Source organism: Rhizobium sp. AC27/96 (genome assembly GCF_001692325.1).
In the GTDB taxonomy this organism is placed as follows: domain Bacteria; phylum Pseudomonadota; class Alphaproteobacteria; order Rhizobiales; family Rhizobiaceae; genus Rhizobium.
Genome location: NZ_LXKN01000046.1, coordinates 176,528 through 197,243 on the forward strand (window position 1 = coordinate 176,528; position 20,716 = coordinate 197,243).

A 20,716-nucleotide genomic window follows, 5' to 3' on the forward strand; every position below is an offset into this window, starting at 1 on the left:
CCTTGCGCCACCCAACTACGCAGCGATCCTAGTTCGCCTCCCGAAACATCTCGATGATGGCGGAGAAATCACGACCGCCATTGCCGAGCTTTTCAAACAGCCCGAAAAGCTGCGCTGCCTCCGCACCCAAAGGCGTCGATGCGCCGCTCGACAGCGCCGCCTCCTGCGACAGGCGGAGATCCTTCAGCATCAATGCCGCCGAGAAACCGGGCTTGTAGTCGTTGTTGGCCGGCGAGGTCGGCACGGGTCCCGGCACCGGGCAATAGGTGTTGATCGACCAGCACTGGCCGGACGAGGTCGAGGCGACATCGAACAAGGCCTGATGCGAGAGGCCGAGCTTTTCGCCGAGCACGAAGGCCTCGCAGACACCGATCATCGAAATGCCGAGGATCATGTTGTTGCAGATCTTGGCGGCCTGCCCTGCTCCGGCATCGCCGCAATGGACGATCTTGCGACCCATCACTTCGAGCAACGGCTGGGCCGCCGCAAAACTTTCCGGGGAGCCGCCCGCCATGAAGGTCAGCGTGCCCGCCGCCGCGCCGCCCGTGCCACCCGAGACGGGCGCGTCGAGGGAGAGGCAACCAGCCTCGGCCGCCATGACGTGAGCCTTGCGGGCACTATCGACATCGATGGTAGAGCTGTCGATCAGCAGCGTCCCCTTCGGCACGGAGCGCAGGATATCCGTCCAGACGGTGAGGACATGCTGGCCCTTGGGCAGCATGGTGACGACCACTTCGGCCTCCGCCAAGGCTTCCGTCAGCACGTTCGCCGCTTTGATGCCCGCCGCCTCGGCGGCCTTGAGCATGTCATGCGAGAGATCGTAACCGGTGACGGCGTGGCCGGCCTTGACCAGATTGGCGGCCATCGGCCCACCCATATTGCCGAGGCCGATGAATGCGATCCGTGTCATGATTTTCTCCTCCCATGATCCATTATGCTGCGAAAAGCGGCGGCTGCGCCGGCACGAAGAAGCGATCGATACTCTCCACCGTCACCTCCGCAAGGCTGGCCGGCGACCACTTCGGGTTGCGGTCCTTGTCGATGACAGCGGCGCGCACGCCTTCGTAGAAATCAGGATTATACAATATGCCCATGCAGGCGCCGAGTTCACGATCGAGGCATTCCGCAAGATTTGCGCTCGCACGGCCGGCGCGCAGCAGCCGCAGCGTCAGCTTGAGGCTGGTCGGCGAGCGGCTGGCAATCACGCCGGCGGTTTCGGCGGCGAATTCTCCCGGCTCCCGGCCCAGCGCCCGTAGAATGCCCTCAACCGTATCCCCGGCGAAGGCGCGATCGATCAGGTCGCGGTTGACCGCGAGACGGCTCTCACCGGCATGCGTTGCCATGGTTTCGATCAGGGCATGCACGTCCAGAGTTGAAGCCGAGGCCGGCAGCGCCGCTATGGCATCCACCAACGTGGGCAGTGCAGAGGATGCAACGCAATAATCGGCGAAACCCGCGTGTAAGGCATCAGCGGCATCGATGGGAAGGCCCGCCAGCCCCATCCAGGTACCGGCCTCGCCCGGTGCGCGTGACAGGAGCCAGGTGGCGCCGACATCAGGGAAATAGCCAATACCGGTTTCCGGCATGGCGAGGCGCGTGCGCTCGGTCACGACGCGATGGCTGCCATGCGCCGAGAGGCCGACGCCGCCGCCCATGGTGATACCGTCCATAAGCACGACATAGGGTTTGGGATAGCATGAAATGGCGTGGTTGAGCCGAAACTCTTCGCGCCAGAAGGTCTCGGCCTCGTCCGAACCATCCTTGCCGCTCTGGTGCAGCAGGCGGATATCGCCGCCCGCGCAGAGGCCGCGCTCTCCCTCGCCTTTGACGATGACGCTGGCAATTGAGGGATCGGCGGCAAAATCCTCAAGGGCCAAGGCTATGGCCCGCACCATCGGCAGCGTCAGGCTGTTCAGCGCCTTCGGCCTGTTAAGGCTGATGATGCCCGCGGAACCTCGCCGCTCGATGATCACCTCGTCCGTGCCGCTCATGCAAATCTCCTCTTCTTACTCTCCTCTATCAATAGGCGCTCAGCGGTTGTCGGCAAGGATCATCTCTGCGGCTTTTTCGGCAATCATGATCGTTGGCGAATTTGTGTTGCCTGATGTGATCGACGGCATGACCGAGGCGTCGGCAATCCGCAGTCCTGACAGGGCACGCAGACGCAGGCGCGGATCAACCACGCTTTGCGGATCGCCGCCCATCCGGCATGTGCCGACAGGATGGAAAATCGTTGTACCGATTTCACCCGCCGCGCGCTCCAGATCGGCGTCCGTCTGATAGGATGGGCCGGGCTTGAACTCCACCGGCCTGAACTTGACAAAAGAAGGTTGCGCCACGATCCGCCGTGTGAGGCGGATGGACCGCATGGCAATCTCCTTATCGCGCGGAGCGGAGAGATAGTTCGGGCTGATCGCTGGCTGCATGGCAAAGTCCGGGCTGCCGATATGCACCGAGCCCCGGCTTTCGGGTCTCAGGTTGCAGACGCTGGCGGTGATGGCCGGAAAAGGATGGACGGGATCGCCGAACTTGTCGAGCGACACCGGTTGTACGTGATATTGCAGATCCGGCGTTTCCTTGTCCGGGCCGGAGCGGGTGAAGATGCCGAGCTGGCTCGGCGCCATCGCCATCGGACCCGAGCGGCGGACCAGATATTCGAGGCCGATTGCTGCCTTGCCCAGGAGTTTCGTCGCCTTCTCGTTCAGGGTGGGAACGCCCGTTACCTTGTAGGCCAAGCGCAGCTGCAGATGATCCTGCAGGTTCTCGCCGACCGCCGCGACCTCGCGCGTAACCTCTATACCTGCCTTGCGCAACACGTCGCCCTGGCCAATGCCCGACAGTTCGAGGATCTGCGGGGAGCCGATGGCACCGGCTGACAGCACGGTCTCCTTGTTCGCATAGGCGCGCTTCGTCACGCCGTCATGCTGAAACTCGACGCCGGTCACGGCATCGCCCTCGATGATCAGGCGGCGGACCTGCGCCTTCGTCCAGACGATCAGATTGCCCTTCTTTAGTGCCGGTCGCAGGAAGGCCTTGGCGGTATTCCAGCGGATGCCGGAACGCTGGTTGACATCAAAATAGCTCGATCCCTCATTGTCACCGCGATTGAAATCGGCCGTTTCGGGAATGCCCGCCTCACGGGCCGCCGCCTGGAAGGCATCGAGCACTGCCCAGCGCACACGCGCCTTTTCGACCCGCCATTCGCCGCCGGCACCATGCATCTCGTCCTTGCCCCGATAGTGATCCTCGGACTTGGTGAAATAGGGCAGCACGTCTTCCCAGCCCCAGCCGGCGCAACCGAGCTGGCGCCAGAGATCATAGTCGCGCGCCTGGCCGCGCATGTAGATCATGCCGTTGATGGAGGAGGAGCCGCCGAGCACCTTGCCACGCGGGTAGCTGAGCGACCGGCCGTTCAGCCCCGCCTCGGGCGTCGTGGTGAAGCACCAGTCGGTGCGGGGATTGTTGATGCAATAGAGATAGCCGACCGGGATATGGATCCAATGGTAATTGTCATTGCCGCCCGCCTCCAACAGCAAGACCCTGTTGTTGCGATCGGCCGAGAGCCGGTTGGCAAGCACGCAACCGGCGCTGCCGGCACCTATGATAATGTAGTCGAAGCGATCCATAGTCAAAACTCGTCAGTTCCCGCTCCCGCTTGCGGGAGAGAGTTAGGGTGAGAGGGTATGAAGGTTCGGCAAGTCTAGGCTTTTCGATCAATGTCGAAACAGCCGTCATCCGCCCTTCGGCATCTTCTCCCCGCCCTCAGGCAAGCGCTGGATGGGGAGAAGCAAAGGCAAAGCAATCAACGGCGATATTCAAATCCCAGTTTTCGTCCCAACCGCGACGCGTAGAATTCGCCGACCACGCCGCGGCGGAAGAGAAGGACGCAAACCATGAAGACGATGCCGGTGATGATGGTGACCGGGAATTCCGACAGCGCGAGATAGTTTTCCAGCGTTGCTATGAAACCCGCGCCAAAAAGCGGGCCGATCAGCGTGCCGATGCCGCCGAGAAGCGTCATCAGGATCACCTCGCCCGACATCTGCCATGCGACGTCGGTCAGTGTCGCGAACTGGAAGACCAGCGCCTTCACCGCACCCGCAAGACCCGCCAGCGCCGCCGACATGACGAAAGCGCCGAGCTTGTAGTGCGCCACGGAATAGCCGAGCGAAATCGCCCGCTGCTCGTTTTCACGGATCGATTTCAGGATCATGCCGAAGGGCGAATTGATGAAACGCCAGGTGATCAGCACGCCGATCAGGAAAACGGCGAGGACGAAGTAGTACATGTTGAAGGAGTTGCTGAGATCGAGGATGCCGAAGAGATAGCCGCGCGGCACCGACTGGATGCCATCTTCACCCTGTGTGAATTCCGCCTGCAGGCAGAAGAAATAGAACATGTAGGACAGCGCCAGCGTGATCATGGCGAAATAGATGCCCTGCCGGCGGATCGCGACAAAGCCCATGACGAGGCCTAGCAATGCCGCACCGGCAACACCGATGAGGATGCCCAGTTCCGGCGGCACGCCCCATTGCTTCACTGTATAGGCTGTGAAATAGGCGGCTCCACCGAAGAAGGTGGCATGACCGAAGGACAGCAGCCCGGCATAACCGAGCAGCAGATTGAAGGCGCAGGCGAAGAGCGCGAAGCAAAGCACCTTCATCACGAAGATCGGGTAGATGAAGAACGGCGCCCAGATCAGCCCGATGACGCCGAGAACAAGCAATAGTTTCTGCGCCGAGAACCTCTGGCGGCGCCTGGATCCCAATGTGGTTAGATCGACCATCTCACGCATCCCGACCGAAGAGGCCCGCGGGCCTGATGAGCAGCACGATCGCCATGATCACGAAGATGACGATATTCGACGCTTCCGGATAGAAGACCTTGGTCAGGCCCTCGGCAATCCCGAGCATATAGCCAGTGACGATCGCGCCCATGATCGACCCCATGCCGCCAACGACGACCACGGCGAAGACGATAATGATCATATTCGATCCCATCAGCGGCGAGACCTGGTAGATCGGCGCAGCCAGCACGCCGGCAAAGGCCGCGAGTGCAACGCCGAAACCGTAGGTCAGCGTCAGCAGCACGGGGACGTTGACGCCGAAGACCTGGACAAGGGTGGAGTTTTCCGTCGCCGCGCGGAGATAGGCGCCGAGCTTGGTTTTTTCGATCAGAAGCCAGGTGCCGATGCAGACGATCAGCGAGGCGATGACCACCCAGCCACGATAAACAGGCAGGAACATGAAACCGATGTTCCGGGCGCCCGCCAGCTCGGCAGGAACGGCATAGGGCTGGCCGGAGGAGCCATAGAAATAACGGAACGTGCCTTCGATGGTCAGCGCCATGCCGAAGGTAAAGAGCAGGCCGTAGAGCGGATCGATCTTGTAGAGCTGGCGCAGGCATAGCCTCTCGACCACCGCTCCGAACAGCCCGACGATCAGCGGCGCCAGGATCAAGGCCGGCCAGTAGCCGATGCCGCCATAGGCAAGCAGCAGATAGGCGGTGAAGGCGCCGAGCATGTAGAGCGCGCCATGGGCAAAATTGATCACCCGCAGCATGCCGAAGATGATCGCCAGCCCCAGGCTTAACAGCGCATAGAAAGAGCCGTTGATGAGGCCGATCAGCAATTGTCCGAGAAGGGCCTGGGCGGGGATACCGAATATCGTCGTCATGGCTCAGACCCCCAGCACTTTGTGCAGCATGTCCATGCGCTCAGACAATTCGCCGACCGGAAATTCCGAAACCATCTGGCCATGATCCATCACATAGAAGCGGTCTGCAATGCGGCTTGCGAAGCGAAAATTCTGCTCGACCAGCAGGATGGTCATGCCGCGCGCCTTCAGCTTCTGCAGGACGTCACCGATGCGCTGGACGATGACGGGTGCGAGACCTTCCGTCGGCTCGTCGAGCAGCATCATGCGCACGCCGGTGCGCAAGATGCGGGCCATGGCGAGCATCTGTTGCTCGCCGCCGGAGAGCTTGGTGCCGGGACTGTTGCGGCGCTCATGCAGGTTGGGAAACAGTTCGAAAATCTCGTCGACCGTCATGCCTCCCGATGCCACCACCGGCGGCAGCATGAGGTTTTCATAGACGCTGAGCGTCGAGAAGATGCCGCGCTCTTCCGGCACGAAGCCGATGCCCTTGTGGGCCGTCTTGTGCAAGGGCACCTGCATCATATCGGTGCCGGCAAAGGCGACCCTGCCCTTGCGGGCACGGACGATGCCGACGATGGTGCGCAAGGTCGTCGTCTTGCCGACGCCGTTGCGGCCGAGGATGGTGATGGTTTCGCCCTCGCCCACCCGCATGTCGACGCCATGCAGGATGTGGCTTTCGCCATACCAGGCATTGAGACCCTGAACCTCAAGCAATGCCGCCATCGTCAAGATTCCTCCGTGCCCATATAGGCTTCCCGGACGCGCGGGTCGCTGCTGACGGTGGCGTAATCGCCCTGGGCCAGAATCTCGCCGCGCTGGAGCACGGTGACATGATGGCAGATATCGGCGACGACGGAGAGATTGTGCTCTACCATGAGCACGGCCCTGTCACGCGCCACATCGCGGATGATGGCGGAGACGGTGTTGACATCTTCCAGCCCCATGCCGGCCATCGGTTCGTCGAGCAGCAGCACCTTCGGGTCGAGCGCGAGGGTCGTCGCGATCTCAAGCACGCGCTTGCGGCCATAGGAGAGATCGGCGGCGACGGCATCGCGCTCCTTGGAAAGACCGACCGAGGCGAGGAGTTGCTCGGCGCGGGCATTGAGGCTGTCGAGCGCCGAAATCGGACGCCAGAATTGATGCGCGAGATCGCTGGCGCGCTGCAGGGCGACACGCACATTGTCCAGCACGGTGAGGTGCGGGAAGACAGCCGATATCTGGAAGGAACGCACGAGGCCCATGCGGGCGACCTTGTCCGGTCTCGTGCGGGTAATATCGGTGCCGAGCAGCGTGATCGTGCCGTGCGTCGGCTGCAGGAACTTGGTGAGCAGGTTGAATACCGTCGTCTTGCCGGCACCATTGGGGCCAATCAAGGCGTGGACCTGGGCATGATGCACATCGAGATCGACGTTCTTGACGGCGGTGAAGCCGCCAAAATCGCGGCGGAGGCCTCGGGCGGATAACACCACCCGAGGTTCTTCAGTTTGTTGTGTCGCTGGGATCGCCATAAGCCGGCTGCAACCTTATTGCTTGACGAGATCGCAACCGCTCTTGGCCGGATCGATATAGGCTTCCTTGCCAGGAATGGTCGCCAGCACGTTGAAGTAATCCCACGGCTCCTTGCTCTCTTCCGGCTTCTTGACCTGGAGCAGATACATGTCGTGGATCATGCGGCCATTGGCGCCGACCGTGCCGCCGCGACCGAAGAAATCGTCGACGGGCATTTCATGCAGTTCCTTGGCGACAGCCTCGGTATCGTCGGTGCCGGCCTTCTGCACGGCCTTCAGATATTGCATGACGGCGGAATAGGTGCCGGCATGGACCATATTCGGCATCTTGCCGGTGCGGGCGAAGAAGCGCTTGCCGAATTCGCGGCTCTTGTCGTCGAGGTTCCAGTAATAGCCTTCGGTCAGCGTCAGGCCTTGAGCCGCCTGCAGGCCGAGGCCGTGGACTTCCGCCAGCGTGAAGAGCAGCGCCGCCAGATGCTGGCCGCCCTGGGTGATGCCGAATTCGGAAGCCTGCTTGATGGCGTTTGATGTATCGAGGCCGGCATTGGCAAGGCCGATAACCTTGGCGCCCGAAGACTGCGCCTGCAGCAGGAAGGACGAGAAATCGTTCGTCGACAGCGGATGGCGCACGGAGCCGAGGATCTTGCCGCCGCTTGCCTTGACATAATCTCCAGTCTGCTGCTCCAGCGAATAGCCGAAGGCATAGTCTGCCGTGAGGAAGAACCAGGTATCGCCCCCCTGCTTGACCAATGCACCGCCGGTGCCGACGGCCAGGGCATGCGTGTCATAGGCCCAATGGAAGCCATAGGGCGAGCACTGCTTGCCGGTCAGATCGGATGTCGCCGCACCGGTGACGATATCGATCTTCTTCTTCTCCTTGGCGACGGCCTGCACGGCCAGCGCCACGGAAGAGGTCGTCAGCTCCATGATCGCATCGACCTTGTCCTGATCGTACCATTGGCGGGCGATGTTGGAGGCAATATCCGGCTTGTTCTGATGGTCGGCGTCGACGATCTCGATCGGCACGCCCAGAACCTTGCCGCCAAAATCTTCGGCGGCCATCTTGGCAGCTTCCACCGACGACTTGCCGCCAAAGTCGGCATAGACGCCGGACTGGTCGTTCAGGATGCCGATCTTCACGACACCATCGGACGCGCCGGCGGCTAAGGCCGCGGTGCTGGTTGCAAGCAGAAGCGCCAGGGATGCAATAAGACTCTTTCGCATATCCTCTCCTCCCAGAGATTTGGCAAAACAGATCTGTTCAAAATTGGCCAGCCGCCTTCCTCAAAACGACTTTCCCGTGCCCGTAGGATCAAGGAAATCACGCGTTGACGCAAGTCGCGATTGCAACTAATTGCAAACAAGGTCTGTTCATTTTTGAACAGAGGGGGAGATATGAAGGTCACGCCGCATTTTACCTGGGACGATCTGCAGTTCTTCCTCGCGGTGGCGCGCACGGGGCAGCTTTCGACCGCGGCCCGGCAGTTGCGCACCAGCCATGCCACCGTTTCGCGCCGCATCGACCGGCTGGAATTCGCCTTGAAGGTCAAGCTCTTCGAGCGCAATCCCCGCGGCTACATGCTGACGGGCATGGGGCAACGCTTCATCGAGACGGCCGAGCGCATGGAGCTTGAAACCGAACGTCTCAGGGCGGATCTTTCAACCGGATCGGCGGCGCAGCGCGGTGTCGTGCGCATCAGCGCGCCAGAGGGCTTTTCCAACTTCTTCTTCACCGGCGTATTGCCGGAATTTACCGCCAGACATCCCAATATTTCGCTGGAACTGATCACCATCCAGCAGATCATGTCGCTTTCGCGCAAGGAGGCCGACATCGTCGTCGTGCTGGACCCGCCGAAGGCCGGCCCCTATTTCACCGAGAAGCTGACCGACTATCATCTGCAGGTCTATGGGTCGCGAGACTACCTCGCCCGTCATCCGGCCATCGAAAGCCGCGATGAACTGCCCGATTTTGCCTTCATCAGCTATATCGAGGATATGATCTTCGCGCCGGGACTGGATTATCTCCGCGACGTTCATCCGCGCATCAAGCCGCACTTTCAGAGCTCGAGCATATTTGCGCAGTTGACGGCAACGAAGAACGGGCTGGGACTATGCGTGCTGCCATTTTTCATCGCCGGCAAGCATCCGGATCTGCAAGTGGTGCTGCCGCAGGAGGTGGATCTGAGGCGCCATTACTGGATTACATGCCACCGCGACCTGCGTCAGTCGCCGCGCGTGCGCACCGTCATCGATTTCGTGTCGGAAGCCGTGCGCAAAAACGCGCCGGCCTTTCTCGGCCCCTGGAGGGCGACGGATAGCTGACCTTGCAGACTTGCCGGTCAGATGCTCGGGGCGGCGAAGACCTTTTTCAACCCGCCGGCATCGAAGCCTGAGCGCTGGGCAAGACGAAGCTCCCAATCCAGCGACGAACGGACGATCGTTTCGAGATTGTTGTGTTTCGGTACCCAGCCAAGTTCGCGATGGGCAAGCGTTGCGTCGGCGATGACGCTTGCCGTATCGCCGGGTCTGCGCGGGGCGATATGGATGCGGAAGGCGCGGCCATGCACACGCATCACCATGTTCAGCACATCGAGCACGGAATAGCCCAGACCATAGCCGCAATTGGCAACCAGCGATCTGCCGCCGCTGCGCAGATGCCGCAGCGCCAGGAGATGCGCCTCGGCGAGATCGCTGACGTGAATATAGTCGCGAACGCCCGTGCCATCATGAGTCGGGTAATCGGTCCCGTAGATATCCACCTGCCGGCGGCGACCAAGTGCTGCCTCGCAGGCAACCTTGACGAGATGGGTGGCGCCCTCGCTCGACTGGCCCGCCCGCCCTTCAGGATCGGCACCGGCGACGTTGAAATAGCGCAGCGCCACATAACCGAAATCATAGGCCGCCGCCGCATCGCGCAGCATCAGCTCAGACATCAGCTTGGATTGGCCATAGGGAGATTCCGGGCATAGAGGCGCGTCCTCACTGACCGGTCTGTCAGCCGGTTGCCGGCCATAGACGGCAGCGGTCGAGGAAAAGACGAAGTGACGAATGCCCGCCTTGACGGCGGCGCTCATCAGAATGCGGGTCTTGCCGGTATTGTTTTCGTAATAGGCAAGCGGATCCTCGAGCGAGGTCGGGACGACGGCTGAACCGGCGAAATGGATGATGGCGTCGATGTCATTTTCGGCGAAGATCGCCTGCAGCAGCGCTTCATCCGCGACATCGCCGAGATAGAAGCGGGCAGCCGGCGGAACCGCCCAGCGGAAACCGGTGGACAGACGGTCGATGACCACCACGTCCTCGCCGGAATCCAGCAATTTCCAGACCATGTGACTGCCGATATAACCGGCTCCACCCGTCACCAACACCGTCATTCTTCGCGTCCCCGCCAAGTCCTATCGGCGATATATGAGGCCTCCCTCCTTGCCAATTTGATTAAAACGGCGAGGTTGCTGGGCGAAGATTGGTGGAATGGTTAGGATAGTCTTTCGCGGATCGATTGTATTTTATAGGTTGGCTGTGCGACTGTTAGCATCTCTATTCGCGGGGAGCGCATACCCCCCTCTGTCACTTTCGTGACATCTCCCCACAAGGGGGGGAGATTGGAAACTCGCGGCGGCCTCTCCCACCAAATTAATATCGCATCTGCTGAAGCCAAGGCCCATTGCTCTTGCAGGAGGTGCAGCAAACTCCCAACGATCTCCCCCCTTGTGGGGGAGATGTCACGAAAGTGACAGAGGGGGGTATCCAGACTGACCAAATCGAAAGTCGCCAGCCGCAGCCCACAGGCCGCTTCTACAAACTCAAGATATACCGGCTCAATCGCTCGGCCGCATCGGCAACCTTGGCTGGATCGCGCAGGAAGCAGGCGCGCATGAACAGCTCGCCGCCTTCCCCAAACGCGGTTCCGGGCGCGAGGCCAACGCCCGTCTTGTCGACGATGTCGATCGCGGCCCTGCGGCTGTCGGTGACGCCATCGATCTTTAGGAAGGAATAGAGCGCGCCATCCGGCTTCAGCGTCTGCACGCGGTTGGTGGCGATCAAAGCCTCGCAGAGAATGTCACGCGAGCGGGTGGCCTTGGCGATATTGGAGCGGACGAAATCATCGCCCTCGTTCAACGCCGCGACCGCGCCCCGCTGCATGAATTGCGCCACGCCTGAGGTGGAATATTGCACGAGATTTTCGATCACCTGCCCAAGTTCGGCAGGGGCAACAATCCAGCCGACGCGCCAACCGGTCATCGACCAATTCTTCGAGAAGGAATTGACGAACAGGATCTTGTCGCCGGCTTCCTTGACATCGAGGAAGCTCGGCGCCCGGCCGCCGGCATAATAGTACAGAGCATAGATCTCGTCGGCCATGATCCAGAGATCATGCTTGCGTGCCAGCGCCAGAATATCAGCCAGGTCCTGTCGGGTGGCCGTCCAGCCGGTCGGGTTGGATGGCGTGTTGATGAAGAGACCCTTGGTCTTCGGCGTAATCGCCGCTTCCAGCCGCTCGAAATCAAGCGACCACTTGCCATTGTCGAATTGCAGCGGCACGCCGACAGAGCGGGCACCGGCAATCTCCAGAGCCGCTGCGATATTCGGCCAGGCCGGCGTCAGATAGACCATCTCGTCACCGGGCGAGGTAATCGCCTGCACCGAAAGCTGGATCGCCTGCATGCCGGAGCCGACGACATAGAAATGCTCCATCGGCAAGGACGTGCCGAAATGCCGGCCATAGTAATCGGCAAGCGCCTGGCGCAGCTCCGGAATGCCGCGCTGCCAGGTGTAGAAGGTTTCGCCGGCATTGAGCGAGGCCATGGCGGCGCGATTGATGAAATCCGGCGTCGGCAGATCGCCTTCGCCGACCCAGAGCGGCAAAAGGCCTTCGCGGCCGCGGGCGTAATTCACCACTTCGACGATCCCGCTTTCGGGTGCTGCAAGCGCACGCGGGCTGAGGCTGTTCAGTATTGGCATGCAAAAAGTCTCCGGTTTCTGCTTTCATAAAGCAGAGCGGCGGACAAATCCCATGACTTTGCCTTAGCGAATGATCGATTTTCGTGATGCATAAAGCCCCGATCCTTGGCGGATCGAGGCTTCTGATAGATTGAATGAAGCGTGTCAGCGTTTCGCGAGAAGATCGCGGATTTCCGTCAGCAGCTGGACGTCGGCCGGCGGCGGTGCTGCTTCGGCGATCTTGTCGTCCTTGCGTTCGACTTGGGCGCGGAGCGCATTCACACCCTTGACCATCAGGAAGATGATCCAGGCGAGAATGAGGAAATTAATCAGGACTGTGATGAAGCTACCGTAGGCGAGAACCGCACCCTGGGCGCGGGCCGCAGCAAGCGTTGGCGCGTTGACCCCCGAGGCGAGACCGATGAAGTAGTTCGAGAAATCGAAGCCGCCGAAAATAGCACCGACGATCGGCATGATGATATCATCAACCAACGATTTCACGATGCCACCGAAAGCGCCGCCGATGATCACGCCGACCGCGAGATCCATGACGTTGCCTTTAGCGATAAATGCCTTGAATTCATTAAGCATGGAGCAGTCCCCTTCGCGTTGCCGTTGAATTCACTATTGGTGATTTGCACCATCTTTTTCCTTATTTTTCAATAGTAAATTGGCTCAATGCCCCGTTCCGGCACGCATATCCCACGGCAATTGCCTTTTTGGCACCTTAAAAGTGCAGAGACGGAGCTGCTCCTTCGTCAGTCGCGGGCAACGCTACCAAGGGCGCTCGGCATAGGGCTGGACGGTTCTCAGGTGAGTCGCCCGGTGTCAGCGACCATGCTTCAAGCCCCCGGCAGGCCCTTCGGCATCACCTTTGCGATCAGTCCCGGAACGTAGCCCGTTTCAGGCAGGCAGTCGAAAAGAATACGATAGATGATCGGCGAGATAACGTGATCCATCAGCTCCTCCAAGGTCGGAAAGGGCTCGCCGCATTTCTCCGCCCGCGCGATGAAAACGCCAAGCTGATAGCGCGTATAGGTGCCGCATTTCTCCGCGTTTGCACTGTCGGCTGCCGCAAGAATGTCGCGCAGCATCTGCCGCCCGACGCCAGAGGCCATCTCATCGGCATATTGCTCGACCCAGGCCTCCAGATCTTGGCGAGCGCTGCCGATCGTGGCGGGCTCGCCTTCCTGCTGCAGGCGCGCGGCGGCGACGTCGGCCAGGAGCTCCTGAAGATCGCCCCAGCGGCGATAGATCGTCGACGGCGTGACATTGGCGCGCTGCGCGATCAATGGGATCGTCACATCGGCGCGATCCATCGTTGCAAGCATGTTGCGGACGGATTGATGCACGGCGGCCTGCACTCTGGCACTGCGCCCGCCGGGGCGGGGATTTTCTCTGTAGCCCATACGTCTTTGCCAATCTTTCCCTTTTGCTGATAGCGAATGACCGTCGGTTATTCACTAACGCAAATTATTTGCTTTTATGCATCAAGCGACCTATATCCACCTAACGCAATCTTTTAGCTTTAGGCAGGATATAATCGATGAGCGAGTTCGATTCCACCGCCGAAACGCCGATTTCATCGGCCAGACGCCTGGCGCCGTCCTACTATGCTGCGACCAGCGCACTGTTTCTGGCCGCCTCATCCGCGCCGACGCCGCTCTATCCCCTCTATCAGCGGGCCTTTGACTTCTCGCCGGTGCTGCTCACGATCATCTTCGCCGTTTATGCCTTCTCCCTTCTCGCCGCGCTGCTTATCGTCGGTTCGCTGTCCGATCATCTCGGCCGTCGCCCGGCGATCTTCGCGTCAATCCTCCTCAATATGGTGGCGACGGCGCTGTTTTTAATGGCTAAGGGTCCGGATTGGCTGATTGCCGCCCGCATCGTACAGGGCTTTGCAACGGGTACGGCGGTAAGCTCTGTCGGCGCCGCCCTTGTCGATCTCGATCCGATCAGAGGATCGATCACCAACAGTCTTGCACCGCTTGCCGGCATGGCGATCGGCGCGCTCGGCACGAGCCTGCTGATCCAATTTGCGCCGGCGCCGACCGTGCTCGTCTACATCGTCACACTTGTTCTGCTCGCGTTGCAAGCCGTTCTGCTCTGGCTGATGCCGGAGACCACGGTCCGGCGGGCCGGTTTGCTCGCGTCGCTGAAGCCGCAAGTTGCCGTTCCGCAGCAGGTGCGCCGGACACTGCTGGCGCTGACGCCGATCAATGTCGCCGTCTGGGCGCTGGCCGGCTTCTATCTGTCGCTGGTGCCCTCAGTGGTCCGTGCAACGACCGGCAGTACGGCGCCACTGGTCGGCGGCTCCGTGGTCGCGGCCCTGACGATCAGCGGTGCGGCAGCCGTTTTCCTGCTGCGCAAGAAATCCGCCACCACGATCATGAGGTTCGGCATACCGAGCATGACGCTCGGCATACTGACAGTCATCGCCGGCATGCATGCGGCTGAGGTATCGATTCTCGCCCTCGGAACCCTGATTGCCGGGGCGGGCTTCGGGGCGGCCTTCCTCGGCACGGTCAGAAGCATCATGCCGCTGGCGAAGCCCGACGAACGCGCCGGGCTGCTTTCGGCCTTCTACATCCAGAGCTATCTCGCCTTCAGCGTGCCCGCCATCCTCGCAGGCTTTCTGTCGAAGGCACTCGGATATGCGGAGGCTGCCGATATCTATGCGGCGGCCATTCTTCTACTTGTCGGCTGGGGTGTACTGGCATTACGCGCCAGCCGGGAGAAGCCTTTAAGTGTTGCGTAAAAATATGCTTACGGTTTCAATCCCAATTCGGCGAGGCCGCTGCCATCCATCGCAAACGGCACCGACGTATGCTCGTGAACGATCTTCCACGTGCCGGCCTCTTTTCTGAGGCCAAGCGTCTGGCGGAACCAGAGGTCGACTTGGAGACCTTCCGTTTTCCTGCCAGTCATATGCACAAGGCCGGTCCAGAAGGCGACGGTGTCACCGACCGTCAGCCTGACATCAACGGCATCGCCGCCGATCGGCCCGTCCCAGGTCGAAAACCAACTTTCTAAACCACCGGCACCCTTGCCCTTGCGCACCAGGGGTGCCGCCAGGGTGAAGCTGACGATATCGTCGCTCAGATGTTCGACAACACCTGCCGCATCCTTGCCGCCGAGGGCGGCCGCCCAGCTTGCCAGCACTATGCCGATGGCCTCGGCCTCGTTGTGATTGCCGATGATCTCCGTCATGTCATTCCCCTCGGTTTGATGGACTGACCGGAGGACGAACGGAAAGGGCCGCTCCCGACAGGAGCGGCCCAATATTTGCTGTCAGCGATGGAGTACAGCCTCAAGCCGCCTTTTCGACGCGATAGGGATCGAAGCGGCCGTAGAAGGTTTCGCCCTTTGCGGCCATGTCCTTCAACAGCGCCGTCGGCTTGAAATGCGGGCCATAGGCAGCCGCCAGCTTGTCGCAGAGATCGACGAAGGTCTTGGCGCCCATGCCATCGATGTAGGATAGCGCGCCGCCGGTATAGGGGGCAAAGCCGAAGCCGAGGATGGAGCCGACATCGGCCTCGCGCGGATCGGTGACGATCCCCTCTTCGATAGTGCGGGCCGCCTCGAGCGCGATGGTGACGAGGAAGCGCTGCTTCAGCACGCCGACATCGACATCATCAGCCTTCTTCTGCGGGTAGAGATCCTTCAAGCCCGGCCAGAGCGACTTCTTGGCCGGCTTCGGCGGATAATCGTAGAAGCCCTTGGAATTCTTCCGGCCCAAGCGCCCTTCGCCCTCAACGAGACCGCTGACCAGCTGCGTATGACGCGGGTCGACAGCCTTGTCGCCGAGATCGGCGACGGTCGCCTTCAGGATTTTGTAGGAGAGGTCGATGGCGACTTCGTCATTGAGCGCCAGCGGGCCGACAGGCATGCCGGCCATCTTGGCGGCATTCTCGATCATCGCCGCGGGCACGCCTTCGATCAGCATGTCATAGGCTTCGTGGATGTAGCGGAATACGCAGCGATTGACGAAGAAGCCGCGGGTGTCGTTGACAACGATCGGCGTCTTCTTGATGGCGGCGACGTAATCCAGCGCGACGGCAATGGCACGGTCGCCCGTTTCCTTGCCGAGGATGACTTCGGTCAGCATCATCTTCTCGACTGGCGAGAAGAAATGGACGCCGATGAAGTCCGCCGGGCGCTTGGAATTCTTCGCAAGGCCGGTGATCGGCAGCGTCGAGGTGTTGGAAGCGAAGATGGCCGTTGGCGGCAATACGGCTTCGACAGCCTCGATCACTGCCTTCTTGACTTCGCGATCCTCGAACACGGCTTCAATGACGAGATCGGCATCCTTCAGGTCGGAATAATCAGCCGACGGCGTGATGCGCGAGAGCAAGGCGGTGCCCTCGTCTTGCGTCATCCGTCCCTTACCAATCGAATCCTTGACCAGGCCTTCGCCGACGCCCTTGCCCTTGGTCGCGGCTTCGATATCGCGGTCGATCAGCGTGACCGGAATGCCGGCGGCTGCGGTGACATAGGCGATAGAAGCACCCATGAAACCGGCGCCGACGACGCCAACCTTCTTCAGCTCGGTCTTCGGCTGGCCTGCCGGGCGGCGAGCGCCCTTGCCGAGCTCCTGCATGGAGATGAACAGCGAGCGGATCATCGAATAGGCTTCGGTGGTCTGCAGCACATGCGTGAAATAACGCTGCTCGATCTTCAGGCCGGTGTCGAAGGGAACCTGCAGGCCTTCATAGACGCATTTGAGGATAGCGAGCGCTGCCGGATAATTGCCCGATGTCTCGCGGCGCAGGATGGCCGGTGCGGCCGGCCAGAGCTGGGCTGCGGCAGGCGTCCAGATGCCTCCGCCCGGCGCCTTGAAGCCCTTTTCGTCCCAGGGGGCGATCGGCTTCAGGCCGTCCTTGATCATCTGCTTGGCGGCCAGAATCAGCTGATCCGGCTCGACCACCTGATGCACGAGGTTCATCGCCTTGGCACGCGCCGCCGTCAGCGACTGGCCCGTGGTCATCATCTGCAGCGCCGACTGCGCATCCGTCAGGCGCGAGACGCGCTGCGTGCCGCCGGCGCCGGGGAAGATGCCGACCTTGACTTCTGGCAGCGCGATCTTGACGCTCTTGGCGCTGGAAGCGACGCGGCCGTGGCAGGCGAGCGACAGCTCGAAGGCGCCGCCCATGCAGGTGCCATTGATTGCCGAGACCCACGGCTTGCCGCAGGTTTCGAGCTTGCGGAAGAGGCCCGTCATGCGCCCGACGAGATTGAAGAGCTTCTGCGCGGCAGCAGCCGGGTCCTTCGCCTTCTCATCCTGGTAGAGCGAGAACATCGACTTGATCATCGACAGATCGGCGCCGCCGGAGAAGGAGGATTTGCCGGAGGTGAAGACCACGCCCTTGACGGCTGCATCGGCAACCGTGGCGTCGATGATAGCGTTCAGCTCGTCCATCACCTCGGCGGTGAAGACGTTCATGGATTTGCCGGGCATGTCCCAGGTGACGAGTGCGATGCCGTCTGCGTCGGTCTCGATGGTGAAATTTGTGTAAGCCATTGCTTTCCCTCCTCAGACGCGTTCGATGATCGTGGCCGTGCCCATGCCGGCGCCGATGCAAAGCGTGACCAGCGCGGTATTGAGGTCGCGGCGCTCCAGCTCGTCCAGCACGGTGCCGAGGATCATCGCGCCGGTGGCGCCGAGCGGATGGCCCATGGCGATGGCGCCGCCATTGACGTTGATCTTGTCATGCTCGATGTCGAAGGCCTGCATGTAGCGCAGCACGACGGCGGCGAAGGCTTCGTTGAGCTCGAACAGATCGATGTCGGCAAGCGTCAGGCCGCTGCGCTTCAACAGCTTCTCGGTAACGTCGACCGGGCCGGTCAGCATCAGCGCCGGGTCGGAGCCGATATTGGCGAACGCCTTGATGCGGCCACGCGGCTTCAGCCCCATGCTTTCCCCACCCGCCTTGGAGCCGAGCAGCACGGCGGCAGCGCCATCGACGATGCCGGAGGAATTGCCGGCGTGATGGACGTAGTTGATGCGTTCGACTTCCGGATGCGCCTGGATGCCGACCGCTTCGAAGCCGCCCATTTCGCCCGGAAGCTGGAAGGACGGATTGAGCGAAGCCAGCGCCTGCATGTCGGTGCCGGGGCGCATGTGCTCGTCGCGATCGAGAATTGTCAGGCCGTTGATGTCCTTCACCGGGATGACGGAATTCTTGAAGTAACCCTTTTCCCAGGCATTGGCGGCGCGCTTCTGGCTCTCGACGGCATAGGCATCGACGTCATCGCGCGAGAAGCCGTATTTGGTGGCGATGAGATCGGCCGAGACACCCTGAGGCATGAAATAGGCCGGGAAGTTGACCGATGGGTCCATGAACCAGGCACCGCCCGACATGCCCAAGCCGACGCGCGACATGCTTTCGACGCCGCCGGCGATGACGATATCGTCCGCTCCCTGCGCGATCTTGGCCGCGCCGAAATTCACGGCATCGAGACCGGAGGCGCAGAAACGGGAAATCTGCATGCCGGGCGCCTTGGTGGAATAGCCGGCCTCGAAGGCGGCACCCCTCGGGATGACGGCGCCGGCTTCCATGACCGGATCGACGCAGCCCATGATGATGTCGTCAACGGTTTCGGTGTTGAGGCCGTTGCGGTCGCGGAGCGCCTCCAGCGTCCTGGCGGCGAGGCGAACGGAGGGCACTTCATGCAGCGACCCATCCTTCTTGCCCCGCCCGCGCGGCGTGCGCACATGGTCGTAAATGAAAACCTCGGTCATGTCTCATCTCCCTGCGGCGGCATAGGCCGCCTTGATCAAAAGGCTTCCGCAGCCAGTTCCATCATGGTGTCGGCGCCGGTTTCGATGCGGGCCTTGCGCAGTGCCGTTTCCGGCATGATGCGCTCCATATAGAACCGCGCCGTGACAAGCTTGTTCTTCAGATAATCCTCTCGCGCACTGTTGCCAGCCGCAAGGCCATCCTGCGCCGCCTTTGCCATCTTCGCCCACATATAGCCGAGGACGACGAGGCCGAAGAGGTGCATGTAGTCGGTCGATCCGGCGCCGGCATTGTCGGGCTTGGCCATGGCGTTCTGCATGAACCACATGGTTGAGGCCTGCACGTCATTCAAGCCCTTCTTCAGATGCTTGGTATAGAAAGCCATCTGTTCGTCGTTGCGGTTTTCTTCGCAGAAATCGCCGATTTCCTTGAAGAGAGCCATGACGGCGCGGCCGCCGTTCAGCGCCAGCTTGCGGCCGACGAGGTCGAGCGCCTGGATGCCGTTGGCGCCCTCATAGATCATGGCGATGCGGGCATCGCGGACATACTGGCTCATGCCATGCTCTTCGATATAGCCGTGGCCGCCAAAGACCTGCTGCGCCATGACGGCGTGCTCGAAGCCCTTGTCGGTCATGACGCCCTTGAGGATCGGCGTCGCGAGGCCGAGGATATCGTCGGCTGCCTGACGGTCCTTCTCGTCCGGGGAGCGATGGGCGATATCGGATTTCAGCGCCGTCCACAGCAGGAAGGCGCGGCCGGCTTCATTGAAGGCGCGGATGGTCATCAGCGAGCGGCGGATATCGGGATGGACGATGATCGGATCGGCCTTCTTGTCCGGCGCCTTCGGGCCGGAGAGCGACCGGCCCTGAATGCGCTCGCGGGCATAGTTGGCGGCATTCTGATAGGCGATCTCGGCAATCGACAGACCCTGCAGGCCAACGCCGAGGCGTGCCTCGTTCATCATGACGAACATGGCGTTGAGGCCCTTGTTCTCGGCGCCGATCAGGAAGCCCGTTGCCTCGTCATAGTTCATCACGCAGGTCGCATTGCCGTGGATGCCCATCTTGTGCTCGATCGCGCCGCAGGAGACCGGGTTGCGCGCACCGAGCGAGCCATCTTCCTTGACGATGAACTTCGGCACTATGAAGAGCGAGATGCCCTTGGTGCCCTCGGGCGCACCTTCGATGCGGGCAAGGACGAGATGGACGATATTGTCCGTCATGTCGTGCTCGCCGGCGGAAATGAAAATCTTCTGGCCTGAGATCTTGTAGCTGCCATCGGCCTGGGGCACCGCCTTGGTGCGCAAGAGGCCGAGATCGGTGCCGCAATGCGGCTCGGTGAGGTTCATCGTGCCCGACCAGCTGCCCTCGACCATCTTCCGCAGATAGGTCTGCTTCTGTGCGTCGGTACCATGCACGAGGATGGCGGCGATCGCGCCCTGCGTCAGGCCCGGATACATCATCAGTGACATGTTGGCGGCGGAGGTATATTCGCCGACGGCACAGTGCAGGACATAGGGAAGCCCTTGCCCGCCGAATTCCTCCGGCACGGCGAGACCCAGCCAGCCGCCTTCGCGATAGGCGTCATAGGCTTCCTTGAAGCCCTTCGGCGTCGACACGGTGCCGTCGTCGTGGCGCACGCAGCCTTCCTGATCACCGGAATAGTTGAGCGGGAAGAGCACCTCTTCCGAAATCTTGGCCGCCTCGCCGACGATCGCCTCGATCATGTCGGGCGTGGCGTCGGCATAGCCCGGAAGATTGTTGTAGCGCTCCAGCCCGAGCACATCGTTCAGGACGAACAGCGTATCGTTCACCGGGGCCTTGTAGACTGGCATTTCTCGAATTCCTCCAATTCGCCGCCGGACCTCAAA

At 61.3% G+C, this 20,716-nt stretch carries 18 protein-coding genes; 2 read left to right on the forward strand and 16 right to left on the reverse strand.

What is annotated here, in order from left to right:
- Window positions 1–28: 28 nt before the first annotated feature.
- The 8 genes from mmsB to A6U86_RS26255 form a co-directional block, all read right to left on the reverse strand.
- Window positions 29–910: a 3-hydroxyisobutyrate dehydrogenase gene (mmsB, locus tag A6U86_RS26220; RefSeq protein WP_068397262.1), complete on the reverse strand. Its 882-nt coding sequence runs from the start codon at window positions 908–910 to the stop codon at window positions 29–31.
- A 22-nt stretch (window positions 911–932) separates the two neighbouring features.
- Window positions 933–1,991, reverse strand: a complete 1,059-nt coding sequence (locus A6U86_RS26225) for an enoyl-CoA hydratase/isomerase family protein (protein WP_068397270.1) — start codon at window positions 1,989–1,991, stop codon at window positions 933–935.
- Between the two features lie 39 nt (window positions 1,992–2,030).
- Window positions 2,031–3,626: a GMC family oxidoreductase gene (locus tag A6U86_RS26230; RefSeq protein WP_068397272.1), complete on the reverse strand. Its 1,596-nt coding sequence runs from the start codon at window positions 3,624–3,626 to the stop codon at window positions 2,031–2,033.
- Between the two features lie 176 nt (window positions 3,627–3,802).
- Complete coding sequence (locus tag A6U86_RS26235) at window positions 3,803–4,786, reverse strand: branched-chain amino acid ABC transporter permease (RefSeq protein ID WP_068397275.1); 984 nt, start codon at window positions 4,784–4,786, stop codon at window positions 3,803–3,805.
- Between the two features lies 1 nt (window position 4,787).
- Window positions 4,788–5,675, reverse strand: a complete 888-nt coding sequence (locus tag A6U86_RS26240; RefSeq protein ID WP_068397277.1) for a branched-chain amino acid ABC transporter permease — start codon at window positions 5,673–5,675, stop codon at window positions 4,788–4,790.
- Window positions 5,676–5,678: 3 nt separating this feature from the next.
- On the reverse strand, window positions 5,679–6,380 hold the full coding sequence (locus tag A6U86_RS26245; protein WP_068397284.1) for an ABC transporter ATP-binding protein: 702 nt from the start codon (window positions 6,378–6,380) through the stop codon (window positions 5,679–5,681).
- Between the two features lie 2 nt (window positions 6,381–6,382).
- Entirely contained in the window at window positions 6,383–7,165 is a 783-nt protein-coding gene (locus A6U86_RS26250) for an ABC transporter ATP-binding protein (RefSeq protein ID WP_068397291.1), read from the reverse strand.
- Window positions 7,166–7,180: 15 nt separating this feature from the next.
- On the reverse strand, window positions 7,181–8,389 hold the full coding sequence (locus tag A6U86_RS26255; protein WP_068397294.1) for an ABC transporter substrate-binding protein: 1,209 nt from the start codon (window positions 8,387–8,389) through the stop codon (window positions 7,181–7,183).
- A 171-nt stretch (window positions 8,390–8,560) separates the two neighbouring features.
- Here A6U86_RS26255 and A6U86_RS26260 point away from each other — a divergent pair, with 171 nt between their 5' ends.
- The gene (locus A6U86_RS26260) at window positions 8,561–9,487 is read left to right on the forward strand and encodes a LysR family transcriptional regulator (protein WP_068397297.1); all 927 of its coding nucleotides are present in this window, start codon (window positions 8,561–8,563) and stop codon (window positions 9,485–9,487) included.
- Between the two features lie 17 nt (window positions 9,488–9,504).
- Here the strand turns inward: A6U86_RS26260 and galE are convergent, their stop codons facing one another.
- The 4 genes from galE to A6U86_RS26280 all read right to left on the reverse strand — a co-directional run bounded on the left by galE (window position 9,505) and on the right by A6U86_RS26280 (window position 13,515).
- The gene (gene galE / locus A6U86_RS26265) at window positions 9,505–10,539 is read right to left on the reverse strand and encodes a UDP-glucose 4-epimerase GalE (RefSeq protein ID WP_068397300.1); all 1,035 of its coding nucleotides are present in this window, start codon (window positions 10,537–10,539) and stop codon (window positions 9,505–9,507) included.
- A gap of 421 nt (window positions 10,540–10,960) precedes the next feature.
- Entirely contained in the window at window positions 10,961–12,127 is a 1,167-nt protein-coding gene (locus A6U86_RS26270; RefSeq protein ID WP_068397303.1) for a pyridoxal phosphate-dependent aminotransferase, read from the reverse strand.
- Between the two features lie 144 nt (window positions 12,128–12,271).
- Complete coding sequence (mscL, locus tag A6U86_RS26275) at window positions 12,272–12,697, reverse strand: large conductance mechanosensitive channel protein MscL (protein ID WP_068397306.1); 426 nt, start codon at window positions 12,695–12,697, stop codon at window positions 12,272–12,274.
- A 251-nt stretch (window positions 12,698–12,948) separates the two neighbouring features.
- On the reverse strand, window positions 12,949–13,515 hold the full coding sequence (locus A6U86_RS26280) for a TetR/AcrR family transcriptional regulator (RefSeq protein WP_068397308.1): 567 nt from the start codon (window positions 13,513–13,515) through the stop codon (window positions 12,949–12,951).
- Window positions 13,516–13,652: 137 nt separating this feature from the next.
- On the opposite strand from A6U86_RS26280, the gene A6U86_RS26285 reads away from it, so the two are divergent.
- Window positions 13,653–14,864, forward strand: a complete 1,212-nt coding sequence (locus A6U86_RS26285; RefSeq protein WP_068397310.1) for an MFS transporter — start codon at window positions 13,653–13,655, stop codon at window positions 14,862–14,864.
- An 8-nt stretch (window positions 14,865–14,872) separates the two neighbouring features.
- On the opposite strand, the gene A6U86_RS26290 is transcribed toward A6U86_RS26285, so the two are convergent.
- From A6U86_RS26290 to A6U86_RS26305, 4 genes are all read right to left on the reverse strand, one after another.
- On the reverse strand, window positions 14,873–15,316 hold the full coding sequence (locus A6U86_RS26290) for a nuclear transport factor 2 family protein (protein WP_068397312.1): 444 nt from the start codon (window positions 15,314–15,316) through the stop codon (window positions 14,873–14,875).
- 100 nt (window positions 15,317–15,416) lie between these two features.
- Window positions 15,417–17,627 carry a 3-hydroxyacyl-CoA dehydrogenase NAD-binding domain-containing protein gene (locus tag A6U86_RS26295; protein ID WP_068397314.1) on the reverse strand — a complete coding sequence of 737 codons (2,211 nt, stop codon included), beginning with the start codon at window positions 17,625–17,627 and terminating at the stop codon, window positions 15,417–15,419.
- Between the two features lie 12 nt (window positions 17,628–17,639).
- Complete coding sequence (locus A6U86_RS26300; RefSeq protein WP_068397316.1) at window positions 17,640–18,848, reverse strand: acetyl-CoA C-acetyltransferase; 1,209 nt, start codon at window positions 18,846–18,848, stop codon at window positions 17,640–17,642.
- Window positions 18,849–18,883: 35 nt separating this feature from the next.
- Window positions 18,884–20,680: an acyl-CoA dehydrogenase C-terminal domain-containing protein gene (locus tag A6U86_RS26305; RefSeq protein WP_068397319.1), complete on the reverse strand. Its 1,797-nt coding sequence runs from the start codon at window positions 20,678–20,680 to the stop codon at window positions 18,884–18,886.
- Window positions 20,681–20,716 lie beyond the last annotated feature (36 nt).